This window comes from Psychrobacillus sp. NPDC058041 (assembly GCF_042885655.1).
In the GTDB taxonomy this organism is placed as follows: domain Bacteria; phylum Bacillota; class Bacilli; order Bacillales_A; family Planococcaceae; genus Psychrobacillus.
Map to the genome: position 1 here is coordinate 296,782 of NZ_JBHVRO010000002.1, position 18,145 is coordinate 314,926.

18 protein-coding genes and 2 pseudogenes are annotated in these 18,145 nt (G+C 36.2%); 16 read left to right on the forward strand and 4 right to left on the reverse strand.

The genetic code is table 11. From position 1 onward, the window contains the following. Positions 1-18 precede the first annotated feature (18 nt). The 5 genes from trpD to trpA are packed head-to-tail and all read left to right on the forward strand — an operon-like array spanning position 19 to position 4,422. Entirely contained in the window at positions 19-1,047 is a 1,029-nt protein-coding gene (gene trpD, locus ACFVR1_RS03980; protein ID WP_387580642.1) for an anthranilate phosphoribosyltransferase, read from the forward strand. Beyond that, complete coding sequence (gene trpC / locus ACFVR1_RS03985; RefSeq protein ID WP_387580644.1) at positions 1,047-1,838, forward strand: indole-3-glycerol phosphate synthase TrpC; 792 nt, start codon at positions 1,047-1,049, stop codon at positions 1,836-1,838. Before trpD ends, trpC begins: the two co-directional genes overlap by 1 nt. Then, a complete protein-coding gene (locus ACFVR1_RS03990; protein ID WP_387580647.1) occupies positions 1,835-2,449 on the forward strand; it encodes a phosphoribosylanthranilate isomerase in 615 nt (204 codons plus the stop codon). Before trpC ends, ACFVR1_RS03990 begins: the two co-directional genes overlap by 4 nt. A 4-nt stretch (positions 2,450-2,453) precedes the next feature. Further along, positions 2,454-3,638, forward strand: a complete 1,185-nt coding sequence (gene trpB / locus ACFVR1_RS03995) for a tryptophan synthase subunit beta (RefSeq protein ID WP_387580649.1) — start codon at positions 2,454-2,456, stop codon at positions 3,636-3,638. Between the two features lies 1 nt (position 3,639). Next, a complete protein-coding gene (gene trpA, locus ACFVR1_RS04000) occupies positions 3,640-4,422 on the forward strand; it encodes a tryptophan synthase subunit alpha (RefSeq protein ID WP_387580651.1) in 783 nt (260 codons plus the stop codon). 62 nt (positions 4,423-4,484) lie between these two features. Here the strand turns inward: trpA and ACFVR1_RS04005 are convergent, their stop codons facing one another. Both ACFVR1_RS04005 and ACFVR1_RS04010 read right to left on the reverse strand, forming a co-directional pair. Further along, positions 4,485-5,723 carry an MFS transporter gene (locus tag ACFVR1_RS04005; protein ID WP_387580654.1) on the reverse strand — a complete coding sequence of 413 codons (1,239 nt, stop codon included), beginning with the start codon at positions 5,721-5,723 and terminating at the stop codon, positions 4,485-4,487. Positions 5,724-5,793: 70 nt separating this feature from the next. After that, entirely contained in the window at positions 5,794-6,420 is a 627-nt protein-coding gene (locus ACFVR1_RS04010) for a LysE family transporter (protein ID WP_387580657.1), read from the reverse strand. A 192-nt stretch (positions 6,421-6,612) separates the two neighbouring features. On the opposite strand from ACFVR1_RS04010, the gene ACFVR1_RS04015 reads away from it, so the two are divergent. Beyond that, positions 6,613-7,479: a GNAT family N-acetyltransferase gene (locus tag ACFVR1_RS04015; RefSeq protein ID WP_387580660.1), complete on the forward strand. Its 867-nt coding sequence runs from the start codon at positions 6,613-6,615 to the stop codon at positions 7,477-7,479. Between the two features lie 9 nt (positions 7,480-7,488). Here ACFVR1_RS04015 and ACFVR1_RS04020 read toward each other — a convergent pair whose 3' ends face one another. Then, positions 7,489-7,707: a hypothetical protein gene (locus ACFVR1_RS04020; protein WP_387580663.1), complete on the reverse strand. Its 219-nt coding sequence runs from the start codon at positions 7,705-7,707 to the stop codon at positions 7,489-7,491. 79 nt (positions 7,708-7,786) lie between these two features. On the opposite strand from ACFVR1_RS04020, the gene ACFVR1_RS04025 reads away from it, so the two are divergent. The 8 genes and pseudogenes from ACFVR1_RS04025 (at position 7,787) to asnB (ending at position 15,791) form a co-directional block, all read left to right on the forward strand. Then, positions 7,787-8,272, forward strand: a complete 486-nt coding sequence (locus ACFVR1_RS04025; protein WP_387580665.1) for a tetratricopeptide repeat protein — start codon at positions 7,787-7,789, stop codon at positions 8,270-8,272. 102 nt (positions 8,273-8,374) lie between these two features. Next, positions 8,375-8,749 (forward strand): cytochrome-c oxidase, encoded by a 375-nt coding sequence (locus ACFVR1_RS04030; protein ID WP_387580668.1) that lies wholly within the window; start codon positions 8,375-8,377, stop codon positions 8,747-8,749. Positions 8,750-8,906: 157 nt separating this feature from the next. Next, positions 8,907-9,139 (forward strand): annotated as a pseudogene (locus ACFVR1_RS19565) (IS4 family transposase); the annotation flags it as partial. A 202-nt stretch (positions 9,140-9,341) separates the two neighbouring features. Then, a complete protein-coding gene (locus ACFVR1_RS04035) occupies positions 9,342-10,130 on the forward strand; it encodes a helix-turn-helix domain-containing protein (protein WP_387580671.1) in 789 nt (262 codons plus the stop codon). Positions 10,131-10,431: 301 nt separating this feature from the next. Further along, positions 10,432-11,670: an LL-diaminopimelate aminotransferase gene (locus ACFVR1_RS04040; protein WP_387580673.1), complete on the forward strand. Its 1,239-nt coding sequence runs from the start codon at positions 10,432-10,434 to the stop codon at positions 11,668-11,670. A 13-nt stretch (positions 11,671-11,683) separates the two neighbouring features. Continuing rightward, positions 11,684-12,547, forward strand: a complete 864-nt coding sequence (gene dapF, locus ACFVR1_RS04045) for a diaminopimelate epimerase (protein ID WP_387580675.1) — start codon at positions 11,684-11,686, stop codon at positions 12,545-12,547. Between the two features lie 13 nt (positions 12,548-12,560). Beyond that, a complete protein-coding gene (glnA, locus tag ACFVR1_RS04050; protein ID WP_387580677.1) occupies positions 12,561-13,886 on the forward strand; it encodes a type I glutamate--ammonia ligase in 1,326 nt (441 codons plus the stop codon). Positions 13,887-13,940: 54 nt separating this feature from the next. After that, entirely contained in the window at positions 13,941-15,791 is a 1,851-nt protein-coding gene (gene asnB, locus ACFVR1_RS04055; protein ID WP_387580680.1) for an asparagine synthase (glutamine-hydrolyzing), read from the forward strand. 51 nt (positions 15,792-15,842) lie between these two features. Here asnB and ACFVR1_RS04060 read toward each other — a convergent pair. Then, positions 15,843-16,121, reverse strand: a pseudogene (locus ACFVR1_RS04060) (transposase); the annotation flags it as partial. A gap of 67 nt (positions 16,122-16,188) precedes the next feature. Here ACFVR1_RS04060 and ACFVR1_RS04065 point away from each other — a divergent pair. Both ACFVR1_RS04065 and ACFVR1_RS04070 read left to right on the forward strand, forming a co-directional pair. Beyond that, complete coding sequence (locus ACFVR1_RS04065) at positions 16,189-17,073, forward strand: aminoglycoside phosphotransferase family protein (RefSeq protein WP_387580682.1); 885 nt, start codon at positions 16,189-16,191, stop codon at positions 17,071-17,073. Between the two features lie 369 nt (positions 17,074-17,442). Continuing rightward, positions 17,443-18,012 (forward strand): helix-turn-helix domain-containing protein, encoded by a 570-nt coding sequence (locus ACFVR1_RS04070; protein WP_387580684.1) that lies wholly within the window; start codon positions 17,443-17,445, stop codon positions 18,010-18,012. The last annotated feature ends 133 nt before the right edge of the window (positions 18,013-18,145 follow it).

The following is an 18,145-nucleotide window of genomic DNA, read 5'->3' on the forward strand; positions in this document are numbered from 1 at the left end:
AGAAGAGGAGAGATTGAGATGAGAAGTTTTATAGAAAAAGTAGAGAAGAACGAGCATTTAATGTATGAAGAAATGATTGAGGTATCTCAATTAATGTTTAATGAAACAACAGACTTGCAATTAATCACAGATTTCCTAATTGCACTTTCCAAAAAAGGAGAAACTGCATACGAAGTAGCGGCACTTGCTTCTGTTATGAAATCATTTGCTTTGGAATTAAACTCTCCTGAAGGGAAATATATGGATAACTGTGGAACTGGCGGTGATAACTTAAACAGTTTCAACATTAGTACGACATCAGCATTTGTATTAGCTGGAGCAGGGACCTCTATCGCGAAACATGGAAACAGGAAGATTACAAGTGCAGCTGGAAGCACAGACGTTTTAGAGGCACTTGGTATTCCTACTGATCTCAATTCAGATGCATCAATGGATTTACTTGTACGTGAGGGACTTACTTTTCTTAATGCATCAAATATTCATCCAAAATTAAAGCGAATAGGAATCGTTCGACAACAAATTGGAAAACCAACAATTTTTAATCTTATTGGGCCACTAACGAATCCAGTGGCTTTAAAGAGTCAATATACCGGTATTAATAGACCGGGTTTTACGATGGAATATGCATCCGTATTACAAATGCTTGGTAGAGAAAGAGCAATTGTTGTGTGCGGTGCAGGAGGAATGGATGAGGCATCTTTAGCTGGACAAAATGATTTTGTTTTGGTCGATAAAGGCGATTTAATTCCTTTTACATTAACGCCAGAAGACGTTGGTCTAACCTCTGCGCCAATCTCTGCAATACGAGGTGGAAATGCGCAGAAAAATGCAGAAATTATGAGAGCAATTCTTCGTGGAGAACGTAGTGCTTATTTTGATACTGTGATTTTTAACGCTGGAATTGGTTTTTTTACAAATGGGGTGGTCAGTAATATCCCCGAAGGTATAAAACTAGCTACGGATACTATTTTGTCTGGAAAAGCTTTAGAAAAATTAGAATCTATTATTGAATTTTCTACCAATGCCTGTAAACAGGAGGTAGTTTGATGACGACTTTTTTAGATAAGATTCTTCTGGAGAAAAAGAAACTGATTGAAACAATGTTAGAAAATGATGTTCCAATACTAGAGCATAACTTTAAACGTCCAAGTTTGTTCGATCAATTATATGGTACGAAGAAATTGCAAATTATTTCAGAAATAAAGCGTGCATCTCCATCTAAGGGATTAATTGCAACAGGAGTAAATCCTGTAGAACTAGCAAACGCCTATTATGAAGCAGGTGCTGCTTGTATTTCCGTTTTGACAGATACACCCTTTTTTCAAGGTTCATTCCAAGATTTAGCTGCGATTTCGGATTCAGTCCCTATACCGTTGTTATGTAAAGATTTTATACTTCATAAAATACAAATCGATCAAGCGATTAACGCTGGGGCATCAGTCATTCTTTTAATAGTTGCAGCACTAAGCGAGATAAAACTACAAGAGCTTTATGAATATGCTACATCTTCCGGCTTGGAAGTACTGGTAGAGATTCATGATTCAATCGAGTTAGAAATTGCTTTAAAAATGGGAGCAAAGCTCATTGGAGTTAATAACCGAGATTTACGTACTTTTGAAGTAGACTTAACTCATACTGCTGAGATTGCTTCTATATTCCCTTTTCACGAAGAACGAGTATTGATTAGTGAAAGTGGTATATGGAATACGGAAGATGCAGCTCAAGTAGCGAGGTATGGCGTAAGTGCAGTTCTTGTAGGAGAATCGCTTATGAAAAGTGAGGATGTAAGTGCTACTATAAGTGACTTAAAAGTGAAGCGAGGAGTTATTACTCTATGACGAAAGTAAAGATCTGTGGACTGATGGAAAAAGAGCATGTACAAGTAGCGATAGATGCGGGAGCAGATGCTATAGGCTTTGTGTTTGCACCGAGTAAGCGAAAACTAACGCTTGAACAAGCAAAACTACTTGCTAGAGAAATTCCTCCGAACATCTTAAAAGTTGGTGTATTTGTGAATCCATCTAAAGAAGAGTTAGAAACTGCTTTTCAAGAGATACCATTAGATTTGGTTCAATACCATGGCAACGAAACACCTGAATTTATTCAAATGAATGGATTTCCTTCTATTAAAGCATTATCTGTTCGAAGCGAAGAGGATGTAGCGCGAGCAGAGCAGTTTACAACGGAATATTACTTATTTGATGCTCCTGGAATCGATTATCAAGGAGGGAGCGGGCTTACTTTTGATTGGCAAATATTGAAGGTAAATAGCATAGCTGAAAACAAAATCATTTTAGCTGGGGGATTGAATCCTTTCAATGTCGAAGAAGCAATTGGTCGAGTAAATCCTTATATGGTGGATGTTTCTAGTGGAGTAGAGATAGATGGCAGAAAAGATGCAAAGTTGATTCGTGCGTTTATTCATGCTGTTAAAGTAGAGGAGAGATGAGGATATGGTACAAGCAAAAGCAGGGAGATATGGTCGTTTTGGTGGGCAGTATGTTCCAGAAACATTGATGACTGCATTAATTGAATTAGAGCAAGCTTATGAAGAAGCGATAACGGATCCTTCTTTTGTTAAAGAAGTGGATTATTATTTAAAAGACTATGTAGGTCGAGAAACACCTCTATACTATGCGGAACGCCTTACAAAAACACTTGGAGGAGGAAAAGTATACTTAAAAAGAGAAGATTTAAATCATACAGGAGCGCATAAGATCAATAATACGATTGGTCAGGCACTTCTTGCAAAACGAATGGGAAAAAAGAAAATTGTTGCAGAAACAGGAGCAGGACAGCACGGGGTCGCAACAGCAACGGTTTGTGCGTTATTCGATTTAGAATGTGTAGTTTTCATGGGTAGAGAAGATGTACGCAGACAGGAACTAAATGTTTTCCGTATGGAATTGCTAGGTGCAAAAGTCGTGTCGGTTGAACAAGGATCGGGTACTCTAAAAGACGCGGTGAACGAAGCGCTTCGTTACTGGGTGTCCAATGTTGAGGATACTCATTATATTTTAGGCTCGGCACTTGGACCTCATCCATTTCCTAGAATTGTCCGGGATTTTCAACGCGTGATTGGAGTGGAAACACGTAAGCAAATTCTTGATATTGAAGGAAGATTACCGGATGCTGTCGTTGCATGTGTAGGAGGAGGTAGTAATGCCATCGGAATGTTCCACCCTTTTGTTGAGGATGAAGAAGTAGCGCTTTACGGCATAGAAGCAGGTGGGAGAGGTATTTCTACTGGGAAACATGCCTCTGCTGTAGCGGAAGCAAAAGAAGGCGTTTTACACGGAGCATATATGTATATTTTGCAGGATGAAAACGGGTTTATCCAAGAAGCACATTCCATTTCTGCAGGACTTGATTATCCTGCTGTTGGTCCAGAACATAGTTATTTACATGATATCGGTCGCGTTAAATATACCTCTGTTACAGATTCAGAAGCACTGGAAGGATTAAAGCTACTCTCGAAAAAAGAAGGGATCATTCCTGCATTGGAAAGTGCACATGCCATTCATTTTGCAGCAGGATTAGCAAAAGAAATGAATCCAGAACAGATTTTAGTTATATGTCTTTCAGGTCGGGGCGATAAAGACGTTCAGACAGTAAGAGATGTGCTGGGAGGGAAATGAAATGCGGAAGAAGCGATTAACAGAAGCAATTGTAGCATGCAATAATCATGGAGAAAAAGCGTTTATACCATATCTAATGGCAGGTGACGGTGGACTCGAAACATTGAAACCAAAACTACTATTTCTACAAGGAGCAGGTGCCACCGCTATTGAGTTAGGTATCCCTTTTTCAGATCCAGTAGCAGATGGAACAACGATTCAACTAGCAGGAGAACGAGCACTTGCAAAGGGAACTACACTTCGTTTAATAATAAAAGAAATTGAAACGTTCTATCAAGAAATAAAAGTACCTCTTGTGCTAATGACTTATTTTAATCCTATACTAAGTTACGGAATAGATCAGTTTGCAGTAGATTGTGAGCGTATTGGAATTGGCGGAGTGATCGTACCTGATTTGCCTTTAGAGGAAAGTGATATTCTTCGAAAAGCGCTTGTCGGTACAGATGTTGCACTAGTTCCACTAGTTTCGTTAACAAGTCAACCAAAGCGAATTGCTAAAATTGCAGCAGTTGCTGAAGGTTTTATTTACGCAGTAACTGTGAATGGTATAACGGGTAGAAGCGATGGTTTTGGTGAACAGCTAGAGGAGCATTTAGCAGAAATAAGAGAACAAAGTAGTATACCAGTACTTGCTGGTTTCGGTATTTCTACGGCGGAACAAGTAGAAAGTGTTGCTGCATTAGCAAACGGGGTTATCGTAGGGAGTGCAATAGTAGAAGCATTTTGTCATCATGATTTAGATAAAATTCAAAAGCTAATTCAAGCGTCTAAAAGAAAATTATAACCTAGATAAGAGTAGCTATTTCTTCTGGGGGATAGCTACTCCACTATTACTCGTACTTTTTTTCATATAGTACTCTTCTCTTCAATTTCATCTACCTTAACAAATTTAAATACAAGGAATAAAAGGATAAGTCCTAGGATACCTACTGTAATATAGCTAACATTGAGATAATTCTTCAAGACAAGTGACATAATAGGTGGTCCAGCGGCAACACCGATAAATCTTGCAGAACTATAGAAAGATGTGACTGTTCCCCGTTCCTCTTTTACTATGTTCCCTGTTATTATTGCGTCAAGGACCGGAAGTAATGCACCAATTGCTATACCCACAATACTAGTGACAATTAATAGAAGTATTAATTTTTCTTTTGTATATCCTACAAAAACAACGCTAACCGAGGTTGCGATTAAACAAATTATCATCATTCTTTTAATTATTGTTAAATTTCCTTTAATTTTTCGTCCCGTTATAAAGGAAGCTATACAAAGCAACAACAGAGGAATAGCCAGTACAAATCCTTTCTTGATTCCTTTAATATGATGGGCTTTTTCAAGGTTTTCTGATAAAAAAAATAACATGCCAAATAAAACAAGCATGACAAATATTCCGTTTAGAAACACTGTAAATAACCACTTACCTTCTTCTTTGAATGTTTTCTTGATATTAGATAAAAATACCTTTAACTTAACGGGTTCATCTTTTTCTTTTGGAACCTTAACAAAGAAAAAAATGAGTAGAATCGAAATTAGACTGAAGATAGAAATAGAGAAAAAAGGTAAAAACCACAGTAGAGCTGCAATTAATGATCCAAGTATTGGACTTAACACTTTACCAAATGTATTTGAAGTTTCGATGATACCTAAACATGAACTCGTTTTTTCATCGTCATTCTTATATAAATCACCTACAAGAGGCAAAACAATGGGCATAGCACCCGATGCTCCTACACCTTGTAGAACCCTACCGATAATTATCCATGTATACGGGTTGTCCATTTTCCAAGAAGCAAAACCAGCAATCAATCCTCCGATAAGTGCAAAAATTAAGCTAGGTAATATTATCTTTTTTCTTCCAAAGCGGTCAGATAAATAGCCAGCAACTGGAATGAGGAAAATAGCCGCAACTGAATAACTAGTTATTATCATACTGGACTGAAAAGATGAAATTCCAACCTTTTTCTCTAGTATAGGAAGCACTGGAATAAGCATGGAGTTTCCAAGTGTCATGACAAGTGGAATTGAGGCAAGACTTATGATGCACCAGATACTAACTTTGTCTTCAATTTTGTTCTTATTATCCATTTGGACACCTCATATATCTTATGTTTAAGATGTATGATTCCCTTGCTTTGCTTTATTATGCTTTTCCCTTTTAAAAGAGAGAATGATATGCTTGGATACCAAAATAGATTCCAAAACCAATCATAGATAGTGAAGAAACCAATGAGATTATTTTTAAAAGTGGACCTGACAATAGCTTTCTGGATGTACTTGAAATGATGGACATAAAAAGATCAACCAATGCTATTCCGAGTAAAATCGTTATACTAAATAATATTATTTCTATGCCAGATGTACTTCTAGATCCTCCAACGACAATTGAACCATATATACCTAACCAAAATAGAATGGTCAAAGGATTTAAAAATGCCATTAAGAGTCCTGCTAACATAGAATGTCGCAAACGGACAACTTTTTTATGTTTTGCATTGGTGGAAATAGTATGTATTGTTAATATATTTTCAATTCCTGTATACATAAGGACAAAAAAACCGAAAGACCATAGAAATGTTTTCATAAATGGAGAATCGATAAACTGAGCGACGCCAAAGTAAACCATAAGCATATATATTATGTCGGTTACGATAGCACCCATTCCAAAAAACCATGCATGATAAAAACCATTTTTTATACCTGTATTTAATAGTGTTGCTTTAACCGGCCCGATTGGTGCTGCTAAGGAAACACCAAGAAGGAAATAGGTTGCTAATGAATTCATACAATCGAACCCTCCGTAAAAATTGATTTCTTAGAATCATATTCGGATGGGACGGGATGTACGACTCAACAAAGGAATTTTTATTTTTTGGAAGAAATTGAGAGTGGTAGATAGCAAAACCTAATAAATATAGGTATACTGATTAAGTGACTGATAATTCTAATCATTATTGAAAATGAAGGTGATAATAAAATGACTAATGCAATAGATACTCAGAAATTAGCACACTTTTTAGCAGAAATGAATGTTGAGCCTAATCAACATATTGGATATTGTGGCTCTGAGAAAAAAGAAATATTACATACACTTCTTCATGAGTTTTCAGATTTGGATTTATCTGAGTCATTTGCAGTAGCATACGCCAATGATGAAATAGTAGGGGCATTAGGTTTTGATTTCGATAAGGAAAGTAAAAGTGCAGAAGTGTGGGGACCGTTCATAAGGGATTGTCAGAATTTTAGTGTGCTTGCAAACGATTTGTGGGAAAAGATACATGAACTTGTCCCTGTAGAAATAAATACCTATCGTTTTTTTGTAAATAAACAAAATTCGAATGTGAGAAACTTTGCAGTAGAAAAGAATGCGCTAGAAAAAGGGAGTCACCTAATATTGGAAGCTATACGACAGAGCTTTCAGAACCCAAAACATAATGAAATCGTAAAATATAAGCATTCTTTTAAAAACAACTTTATTGAGCTTCATAAACTTGCTTTTCCAAATACATATTATAGTGCTGAAGAAATATTAAATCGTATAGATGAGGACAATTTATTACTAATCATGCAAGATTCAATAGAAAAGATAAAAGGGTATGTGTATGTAGAAGCGAATCCGGTTCATAGGGAAGGAACGATTGAGTATATTGCCGTTTCTCCATCCTATCGTAAACAAGGGATTGGAAAGACACTAATAAGAGCAGCATTAGGCCATCTTTTTTCTTATGAAGAGATACAAGAGGTTTCTTTATGTGTTGGATCACAAAATGAAAAAGCTATTCACTTATATCAAGCTGCTGGATTTCAAACGAAACATGAACTGATTTCTTTTGTAATGGAATAAAAATGAAAACTACCCTTTTCGAGTAGTTCTCTCTTCATAATTTGTTTCATGTTTCGTATCGGCAAGAATTTTATTATTATCTTTTAAGTCTGGATCTATTCCCATCATCATATCATCGAATGGCGTATAGTTGTTGTGAGGTAACCGTTTCTTTTTTAATATCTGATAAACGATACGACCGATAAGTAATATGGAAAGAACCAAGTAAATAATGCTCATTACATTCAAAATTTTCACTCCTTTTTTATATTATTCTATTCAGAGAGGCTATAAACCTTTTAACTTTTATTTAGGAGGAATATTTTTCATGCAAAAAGAACTGGAACAAGCCATAAATTTGCGAAACAACGGTAAGAAAGAGGAATCAAATAAATTATTACTAAAATTAGTAAAAGATTCTCCTTTTGATGCAACCATCCATTATCAATGTGCATGGAGTTACGATGTATTAGGAGAGGAGTTAAAGGCAGTACCTTATTATGAAAAAGCAATTGAGTTAGGGCTCTCACAGGTAGAATTAGAAGGAGCATTATTAGGTTTAGGGAGTACGTATAGAACACTTGGCGAATATGAAAAGTCAAAACAAGTATTTTTAAAAGGAATCGAACTATTTCCAAGCAATAAAGCAATTCAAGTTTTCTATTCTATGACACTATATAACTTAAATGAGCATCAGAGTGCTATGGAGTTATTATTAAAATGCTTGGTAGATACAACTAAAGATGATGAAGTATTGAATTACCAAAGAGCAATTCTTTTTTATGCTGATAAGCTTAACGACGTTTGGAAATAAGGGACATTTTTATTCTATATTTGTTGAAAGAATACTCTTCCTCATTTTGAAATAGAATATATAAGCACTATTATTCTATTATTCGAAAGGGGAAACGAAAGAATGGGTGTCCGATTTCTTCAAATTGCGGTAGTCTATTTTGCTATTGGTGTTATTTTAGGACTCTATATGTCTATGGCACATGATTACGAATTAAAGGGAGTACATGTACACATCAATCTTTTAGGATGGGCTTCGTTTGCTTTAGCTGGAATTGTGTATCATTTATTTCCAAGCACTAGTAAAAATCTCTATGCAAAACTCCATTTTTGGAGTGCAAATATCGGAGTTCCAGTAATGATGATTGCTCTTTCAGTACTTATTTTAAACGGGGCTGAAGTTGCAACGGTTTTTACTGCGATCGGTGGAGTGCTAGTAGTATTTAGTGTGATCATGTTTGCTATTAATGTACTCACGAACGTCCGGTCTGCAAATTAGTAAGGAGAATAAAAAGCTGATCTGTTGTTTTATTTCCTCAATTTTCGCACCTGAATAAAGCACTTTAATCCAAGTGTTTCTAAGGTGCTCTTGACGTTCTTTATCAACCTACCCGATGCGTTGGATAACGAAGTGTTCTTAAAGGAGTTCCAAGTGCTCCTACGATCTTTTTATTAGTCAAAAAACAATCGACTTCGCTCGCTATATAGTCTTATCTTGGCATAATCGATGCAATACGGATGACCGCACAAAAGGTGGGCTTTTCTAATAGTTATGCGATGAAGTGAATGAACTTGATTTGCTGTTGCTTTGCAGCAATTGATTGAGTTTATTCAAAATGTCATAAAAAAGGAAAGCCGAGTATTTACAAGATTAATACAAATTCAACTGTAGCAATGGATGATTGGTTTACCCAGTTATATCATTTACAGATTTCTCTCTGCGAAGGTTGAGTTAATGATAAATAAAATGTGAGCTCTCATTGTATTTAATGCAAGAGAGCTTTTTTAATATTAATATTAAATTCTATATATATCGTTGTTGTGGAAACTTGTGAATTTAGTATAAAATAAATTAGCAAAGGGGGAGTTAGGTGCTCTATATAAATCCAGATCAATTTATTTTGAAACCAGCATTTGCGACTATCCATTGTGAAACAAACTGGAAATGGAGAAAGCGTGATAAACCGATGCCGAATTATGATTTATTCTACGTATGGAGCGGTGAAGGAACAGTAGTATTAAATGGAAAGCCATATAATGTGGAAAAAGGACACTGTTTTCTGTTCAAACCTGGTGATTTTACATCTGCAACACATAATCCTCAAAACCCTCTTATCTTAACCTATATTCATTTTGATATAACTGAAACACCTCGACGGGTCCCACCAGCTCATCGGATTATAGAAAATACAATTATCTTCGAATCATTACTAACTCAATACGTTCGTTTGTTTTTAGTGAAAACATTTGGTGCGGAAATAGAGGCAAAGCTAATATTGAAGCAATTGATGATTCACTTATTAAGAGAAGAACTAGAAAAAGAAGAACAAATAAATGATATGAGTAATCGTTTATTAGAAACAATTCGAGAAATAGCCAATTTTATTCAGCAACATCCCGGAGAACCACATACAATTGAAAGCTTAGCAACACGTGCAAATTTATCCCAACGATATTTCTCCGAGAAATTTAAGCAGATTATTGGGCAGACAGTTAAATCTTATATCTTACATACGAGGATAAAAAGAGCGGAGCATTTATTGCATTTTACAGGTATGACAGTAACTGAGACCGCCTATGCACTTGGCTATAATGACCTTCACTTTTTTAGCAGACAATTTAAAAAATACACAGGGAAAAATCCATCAGAAGTTCGATAATTAACATCACTATTAAAAGGAGTACTTAAAAAGCCGATCGCTTTTAAGTACTCCTTTTAATTGTGAACGCCAGTATTCCCAAGATAACAGCAAGTAATCAAATTCAACGCCAAGTTTGCTAACGAATAGAAGCATTTAGATCATCTTTTTTTCAAACCTACATAAAAGTGCAAATGTTTATTTAATTGGTCTAAATAAATTTGATTTTCAGAATGTTAGTATAAAAAACAAGAATAAGAAGATATCGAGTTTGAATGAAAATTTTATATGTAAAAGGGCTTAATTTGTTGGAGGAATAGAGATGGCAAATGATTATTTACAAAAGCTATTTGCAGATCGAATTGGTGGATCACAATTTGGCTTGAAAAAAGAAATCTACAAGTTTGAAAAAATAAAAAGGGCAAAAAGAAAAGCAATATTAGCAAATCCTACTATGCAATTGATTGATCTCGGTGTTGGGGAACCTGATTCAATGGCAGATCAATTGGTTGTAAAGAAGTTAGCGGACGAAGCTAGTAAAAGCGAAAATCGCTTTTATGCAGATAATGGAATAAGTGAATTTAAGATCGCTGCAGCAACATATATGAAAGAAGTATTTTCTATCGATGACCTTGATCCCGAAACAGAGATTAATCATGCAATTGGTTCTAAGTCTGCACTAGCAATGCTTCCGACCGCCTTTATAAACCCAGGTGATATTACGATTATGCCGACTCCAAACTATCCCATTTTAGGGACTCATACAAAATATTTAGGAGGAGAGGTTGTCTTTCTGCCACTACTTGCAGAAAATTCATTTCTACCAGAGCTAAATTCATTGAGTGAAAGTGTGTTAGAAAGAGCAAAATTACTTTACTTGAATTATCCAAATAATCCGACGGGAGCTGTAGCAAATCGCGAGTTTTTTGAAGAGGTCGTTCGATTTGCGAAGGAGAATGAATTAATAGTTATTCATGATGCTGCTTATGGTGCACTTGTTTTTGATCAAGAACGTCCCTTAAGTTTCTTATCTATTCCAGGTGCCAAAGATGTTGGGATCGAGCTACATTCTTTATCCAAATCCTTCAATATGACAGGTTGGCGAATTGGTTTTATAGCAGGTAATGCTAAGCTCGTTTCTGCTTTTGCAACTGTGAAGGATAACTATGACTCGGGTCAATTTGTTCCTATTCAAAAAGCAGCTGCACATGCACTATTACATCCAGAACTGACGGAGCAGATAGCAGCAAAATATTCACGGCGTCACGATCTTCTCGGGGAAATATTACGTGATTGTGGATTTGAAGTAAAAAAACCAAAAGGATCCTTTTTCTTATATACGAAAATTCCTAGGTCAGTAGTAAATGGTCCAAGATTTCAGTCAGCAGAGGAATTTAGCCAGTATTTAATTAAGAAACATTTAATCTCTACTGTTCCATGGGATGATGCCGGACCATATGTCCGCTTTTCAGTAACATTTCAAGCTGATGGTAACGAAGAGGAACAGCGAGTCTTAGAAGAAATTAAAGCAAGACTTTGCACTTTAAAATTCATTTTTTAAGGAGGGGAGAAAAGTGTTGTTTACGAAAATGCACGGATTGGGAAACGCATATGTGATTTTTAATCAATTGGAAGATGATATGAGAAATCAAGACTTTCACCAGCTTTCGAAAGACATCTCAGATGTGAACTTCGGAATTGGATCTGACGGGATAATTCTCATCCGCTCATCAAAAACAGCTGACTTTCAAATGAGAATTTTTAATGAAGATGGTTCAGAGGCACAGAACTGTGGAAATGGTTTGCGCTGTGTATCTAAGTTTCTTTTTGACCACAAATACGCAATGACACCACGCTTTACGATTGAAACATTAGGCGGTGTTGTGACTGTGGAGGTGGAGCCACATCATGAACAACTAGTGGAATATGTCACGGTTGATATGGGTGAGCCGAAACTGTTGAAAGGAATGATCCCGATGGAAGGTGATCCATTCATTGCAGCCATTAACGAACCGTATTCATTTGGAGAGGATTCGTATCATCTTACTTGTGTATCAATGGGGAACCCCCATGCGATCATTTTTGTCGATGATGTAAATGCATTCCCATTAGAGAAAATCGGTCCGATCATTGAACATTCTAGCCTTTTTCCGGAGAGAGTTAATGTTGGAATTGTTCATGTTAAAAATAGACAAGAGCTTGATTACCGAGTATGGGAGCGAGGGTCAGGTATTACGATGGCATGTGGAACAGGGGCTTGTGCAGCAGTAGTCGCCGCTACATTAAATGAATTTCTTGATAAATATAAGCCAGTAAACGTCCGACTTCCAGGTGGAATGTTGACAGTAAGTTGGGATGAACATGGGCATGTATGGAAAAGGGGAAAAGCAACTTATATATGTCAAGGTGAGTGGGATTTAAATCTACAAAACAATTAAGGGAGATGATGATATGAATAGAGAAATTGTATTAGAAATGGTAAAAGAACACAATGTACGATATATTCGCCTACAATTTACTGATATATTTGGAACGATTAAAAATGTGGAAATTCCGGTTAGTCAGTTGTCGAAAGCACTGGATAACAAAATGATGTTTGATGGCTCGTCCATTGAAGGTTTTGTTCGTATTGAAGAGTCTGATATGTATTTATATCCTGACTTAGATACATTCGTTATTTTCCCATGGACAGCTGAAAAGGGAAAAGTAGCCAGGTTCATTTGCAATATTTATCACCCAGACGGAACCCCATTCGAGGGAGATCCTCGCAATAACCTCAAAAGATTATTAAAAGAAATGGAAGAAATGGGCTTTACTAATTTCAATGTTGGACCTGAACCGGAATTTTTCTTATTCAAACTGGATGAAAAAGGTGAACCAACACTTGAACTGAATGATCATGGTGGATATTTTGATCTTGCACCAACAGATTTAGGAGAAAATTGCAGACGTGATATCGTTTTAGAATTAGAAGAAATGGGGTTTGAAATCGAAGCTTCCCATCATGAAGTAGCGCCTGGCCAACATGAAATAGACTTTAAATATCAAGATGCATTAAAAGCTTGTGATGATATTCTAACATTTAAACTAGTTGTGAAAACCATAGCACGTAAACATGGATTACTCGCAACATTTATGCCTAAACCACTATTTGGTGTAAATGGGTCGGGCATGCATGCAAATTTAAGCCTGTTTAAAGGAAAAGAAAATGTTTTCTATGATCCAACAGCATCATTAGAAATTAGTGATACAGCTAGAAACTTTTTAGCAGGAATATTAAAACATGCACGAAATTTCACTGCGATTACTAATCCAACAGTTAACTCTTATAAAAGATTGGTGCCAGGATATGAAGCGCCATGCTATGTTGCTTGGTCAGCAAGAAATAGAAGTCCGTTAATTCGTATTCCTGCTTCCCGAGGTTTAAGTACACGAGTCGAAGTTCGTAGCGTAGATCCGGCAGCAAATCCATATTTAGCAATGGCTGTTTTATTAGCTGCAGGGTTAGATGGAATTAAAAATAAAATAGAAGCTCCAGACCCGATCGATCGAAATATTTATGTGATGTCAAAAGCTCAGCGTGAAGAATGTGGAATTGTTGATTTGCCAGCTACTTTGGCGCAGGCTCTCGATTATTTAAAAGCAGATCAAGTTATTACGTCCGCATTAGGTGACCATTTATTAACACATTTTGTGGAGGCGAAAGAAATCGAATGGGATATGTTTAGAACACAAGTCCATCCATGGGAACGCGATCAATATATGACACAGTATTAATAGATTAGGAGTGGGTTTAAAAAGAATAAAACTTATAAGAAAGAGTGATGACGAGTGTGTGGAATAACAGGATGGATTGATTGGCATCAAGATTTAACACAACAAGTTTTCATCGTGGAAAAAATGGCTAATACATTATCGAAACGGGGGCCAGATGCTTCGAATGTATGGAGCTCACGCCATGTTTCACTTGGTCATACACGACTTATCGTTGTCGATCCTGCCGGAGGTGTGCAGCCAATGGTAAAAGAAAAAAACGATTCTGTATATACGATTGTATATAATGGAGAGCTTTATAATACGGAAGACATTCGGAAGGAGTTACTGAAAAGAGGATACTCTTTTCAGTCTTACTCCGATACGGAAGTATTACTTACTGCGTATATCGAATGGGGTGAGAAATGTGTAGAGCATTTAAATGGAATTTTCTCCTTTGCAGTATGGGATCAAAGCCTTGAACAGCTTTTTATTGCCAGAGATCGTCTAGGTGTCAAACCACTATTTTACCGTGAAGAAAATGGGTCATTACTATTCGGATCAGAGATTAAAGCGATCATTGCACACCCACAAGTAAAACGGGAGATTGAGCGTGAAGGACTACAGGAGATTTTCGGATTAGGTCCATCCCGGACACCTGGACATGGCGTATTTCGGGGAATAAAAGAACTTCGCCCTGCACATGCATTGACTTTTAATCGAAATGGCTTTAAATCGTGGCGTTATTGGAATGTTGAAAGTAGCCATCACGACCATACACTTGATGAAACGGTGGAGCGCGTATTATTCCTTGTCAAAGATGCTATTGAGCGTCAACTAGTTGCAGATGTTCCTGTATGTACATTTTTATCAGGTGGAATTGATTCAAGTGCGATTAGTGCGATTGCAGCTCATTACTATAAGGAGAAAGGAATTGACCCCCTCCAAACCTATTCAATTGAATTTGAGCAAAACAATCAATATTTTAAAGCTAACTCTTTTCAACCTGATGAAGATGGACCATGGATACGAAGAATGCAGCAATATTTGGATTCAAATCATCATTCAGCGGTAATAAAAAATGACCAGCTTGCAAATCTCTTGGAAAATGCGGTATTGATGAGGGATCTGCCTGGAATGGCAGATGTTGATTCTTCACTATTATGGTTTTGTGAACAAATAAAACAGAATCATACAGTCGCATTATCAGGAGAATGTGCGGATGAAATCTTCGGTGGATATCCATGGTTCTATCAAGCAGACATTTTGCATGCGAACGGATTTCCATGGATGAGGTCAATGGAGGAAAGGCAAGATCTGTTACTCCCACATTGGCAAAAGCGCCTTGATCTAAAAGAATATGTAAAAGAGAGGTATAAGGAAACCATTTCTGAAGTCCCACATTTAGAAGGGGAAACAAAAGCAGAAGCCCGAATTAGAGAAATGTTTTATTTAAACATGATTTGGTTTATGCCAACATTGCTTGAGCGAAAAGACCGTATGAGCATGGGAGCGAGCCTAGAGGTACGTGTCCCATTTGCTGATCACCGTCTCGTTGAATATGCATGGAACATCCCGTGGGAAATGAAAATGCTGAATGGCCATGAGAAGGGAATATTAAGAAAAGCATTAGAAGGAATCCTACCTGATGAAGTGCTTTATCGTAAAAAGAGTCCATATCCGAAAACACACCATCCGATTTATACGAAACTAGTGAAAGCTAAGTTAAGCAGTATCATTAACGATAAAACATCCCCAATATTAGAACTAGTTTCCAAGCAAAAAGTAGCAGAGATACTAGAATCAGACGGATCCTCTTTCAAAGCCCCTTGGTTCGGGCAGCTAATGACTGGCCCACAGCTTATTGCCCATCTAACTCAAATTAATCTTTGGCTAAAACATTATAATATTAACATTATCGATAACTAAAAGTGCATTGGGGGGGCATGCCCCTAGTGCATTTATTATTTTAATAGAATGGTCCATATATTTCATCCAATTATCTGGAGAGCGAGAGCAAGAGAATGGTGAATTGGTCATATCATTGACCGTCTTATTGCAATCCTTACAAAGATAGCGTTAACAGATGTGCTTCCACAATGAACGCAAGCCATTCCACTGCTAAAACGAGTTTCCCAATTTCGCTTTAATAGTTTGGCATTATTATTTGGCTCATCTGAAATAGGTCTCTTTAAGAGCATTAAATAGTTCTTTTGTTGTAAGCTCATTTACATTTGTATTTGCGAAATATCTGAAAATATTGTAAAGTGAAATTCTTGTGTAAATAATATTATTATAATATTTACAAAAGAATTGGAGGATTAGAATGAAGAATCTTAATATACCATTTCTAAATATGTGCACCTCTTTTCAATTAATAGAGGAAGGATTTTCAGATGATGAAAAATGGTGTGTCGATTGTACCTACTTACTACGTATTTCACCGCACGGAGATGTTAATAAGTTAACAAAACAAGCAGAAATAATAAATGAAGTTCATGCAATAGACGCTCATATCCCTTATGTTCATGATGTAGGAATGGTTGAAGATAAAGCGTATATGATTTTAGACTATGCAAGTGGAGAAAACGGGGAAGAAGTTTTACCGTTGAAAAGTGAAAATGAACAATATGAAATTGGTATACAAGTAGGGAAAACGCTTAAGAAGATGCATAGCGTCCATGCTCCGGCCGACTTTCCTTCTTGGGAAGAGAAATGGTTAAATCGTATAGAATTACAAGCACCTCGATTTAAAGCAATCGTTGAACAAAATCCTCACTATCAAAACATTTTACCTTTTATCCAAAACAATTTGCACTTATTAAAAGACAGACCAAACTGTGTTCAACATTTTGATTTTCACCCTGGTAATATATTGGTTCATGAAAATACTTTTACTGGTTTAATAGATATGCAAAAAATTACATATGCTGATCCAATCAATGAATTTTACAAAATGGAATATTTTAATGTATCTATTAGTAAAAATTATTCGAAAGGTGTTTTAGATGGTTATCATGATTGTCAGCCTATTCCGGAGTCTTTTTGGATGTTACATCGTTTGTATGCAGCAATGCATCTTGTATTTGCGGAAGTTTGGGGACATGAAGGTGGTATAAATCAATTGGAAAAGTTTCAAAAGTATACTCGTTTTACAATAGATCAGTTTGATGATTTTAAGTTACTTGTTCCGAAATGGTATCAAGGTTAAAAGTCAGCTACATTAAATCGGTGAAAAACGGTCTAATGGGCAGTCTGTTTTTTAAAAGAATTATTTCAAAAACTATCAAACTATTTTCAAAGCAAATACGAATATATAGATGAGACGGTAATAATGATGAAGGAAGTATGTGGTGAAAATTGGATATGGAAAGCCTTTGCTACAGCTTATACTTCGATGTTATTGATTGGAATCGCACTACTTTTGTACATGTGGAAGAGAGAAAGAAAACTAAATATCATGGAGTAACGATTATAAAGTACCAGATCTCTTTAGGCCTGGTATTTTTATCTTGTAATCCGTATAATTCTCACTAGACACTTAATAAATATCATGTTTACTATAAATAGCAAGGGAGGAATGAAAGTGGAAGCGGATGATTCAAAACAAGTCGTTTTACAAGTTGGGGCTGCTCTTAAAAAACTTCGGAAAGAAAAGCAATTAAGTCTGGAAGATTTATCAGAATTAACAAGTGTTAGCAAACTAACACTTGGAAATATTGAACGTGGAGAAACAAATCCAACGCTTGGTATGTTGTGGAAAATTTCAAAAGGTTTGTCCTTGCCACTCATGGCCTTATTCTCAACAGAAAGCAATGTGAATGTGTCTCGGGCAGGGAAAGGGTTCAGAATTGCTGGAGATCAGAAGACTTGGATAATTGAACCGATTTTTCAAAATGCAAGTAATGAGATTGAATTGTGTCGTGCTTACCTACAACCGAACAGTACATACCATCCAGAAAAACATCACCATAATACAATGGAAATTGTTACCGTAATGACAGGAACAATTATGATTAACGTGAATGAAGAGTCGTATACGTTGAATGAATACGATTCTATTAGTTTTCATGCAGATGGTGTACATTCATATATAAACAATTCTAATGATGTTGTTGTTCTTCATATTTTGTTGAAATATGGGATTTAATATTTAATGTTTTTTATCTTCCTACCTTACATTAAAACAAGGAATAGCCCTTAATCATCCATACAGGTGATTGAGAGTTATTCCTTTTTTAATTTTTAATAGGTTGGAAAAGTAAAGTAGTGATCAGAGCTTT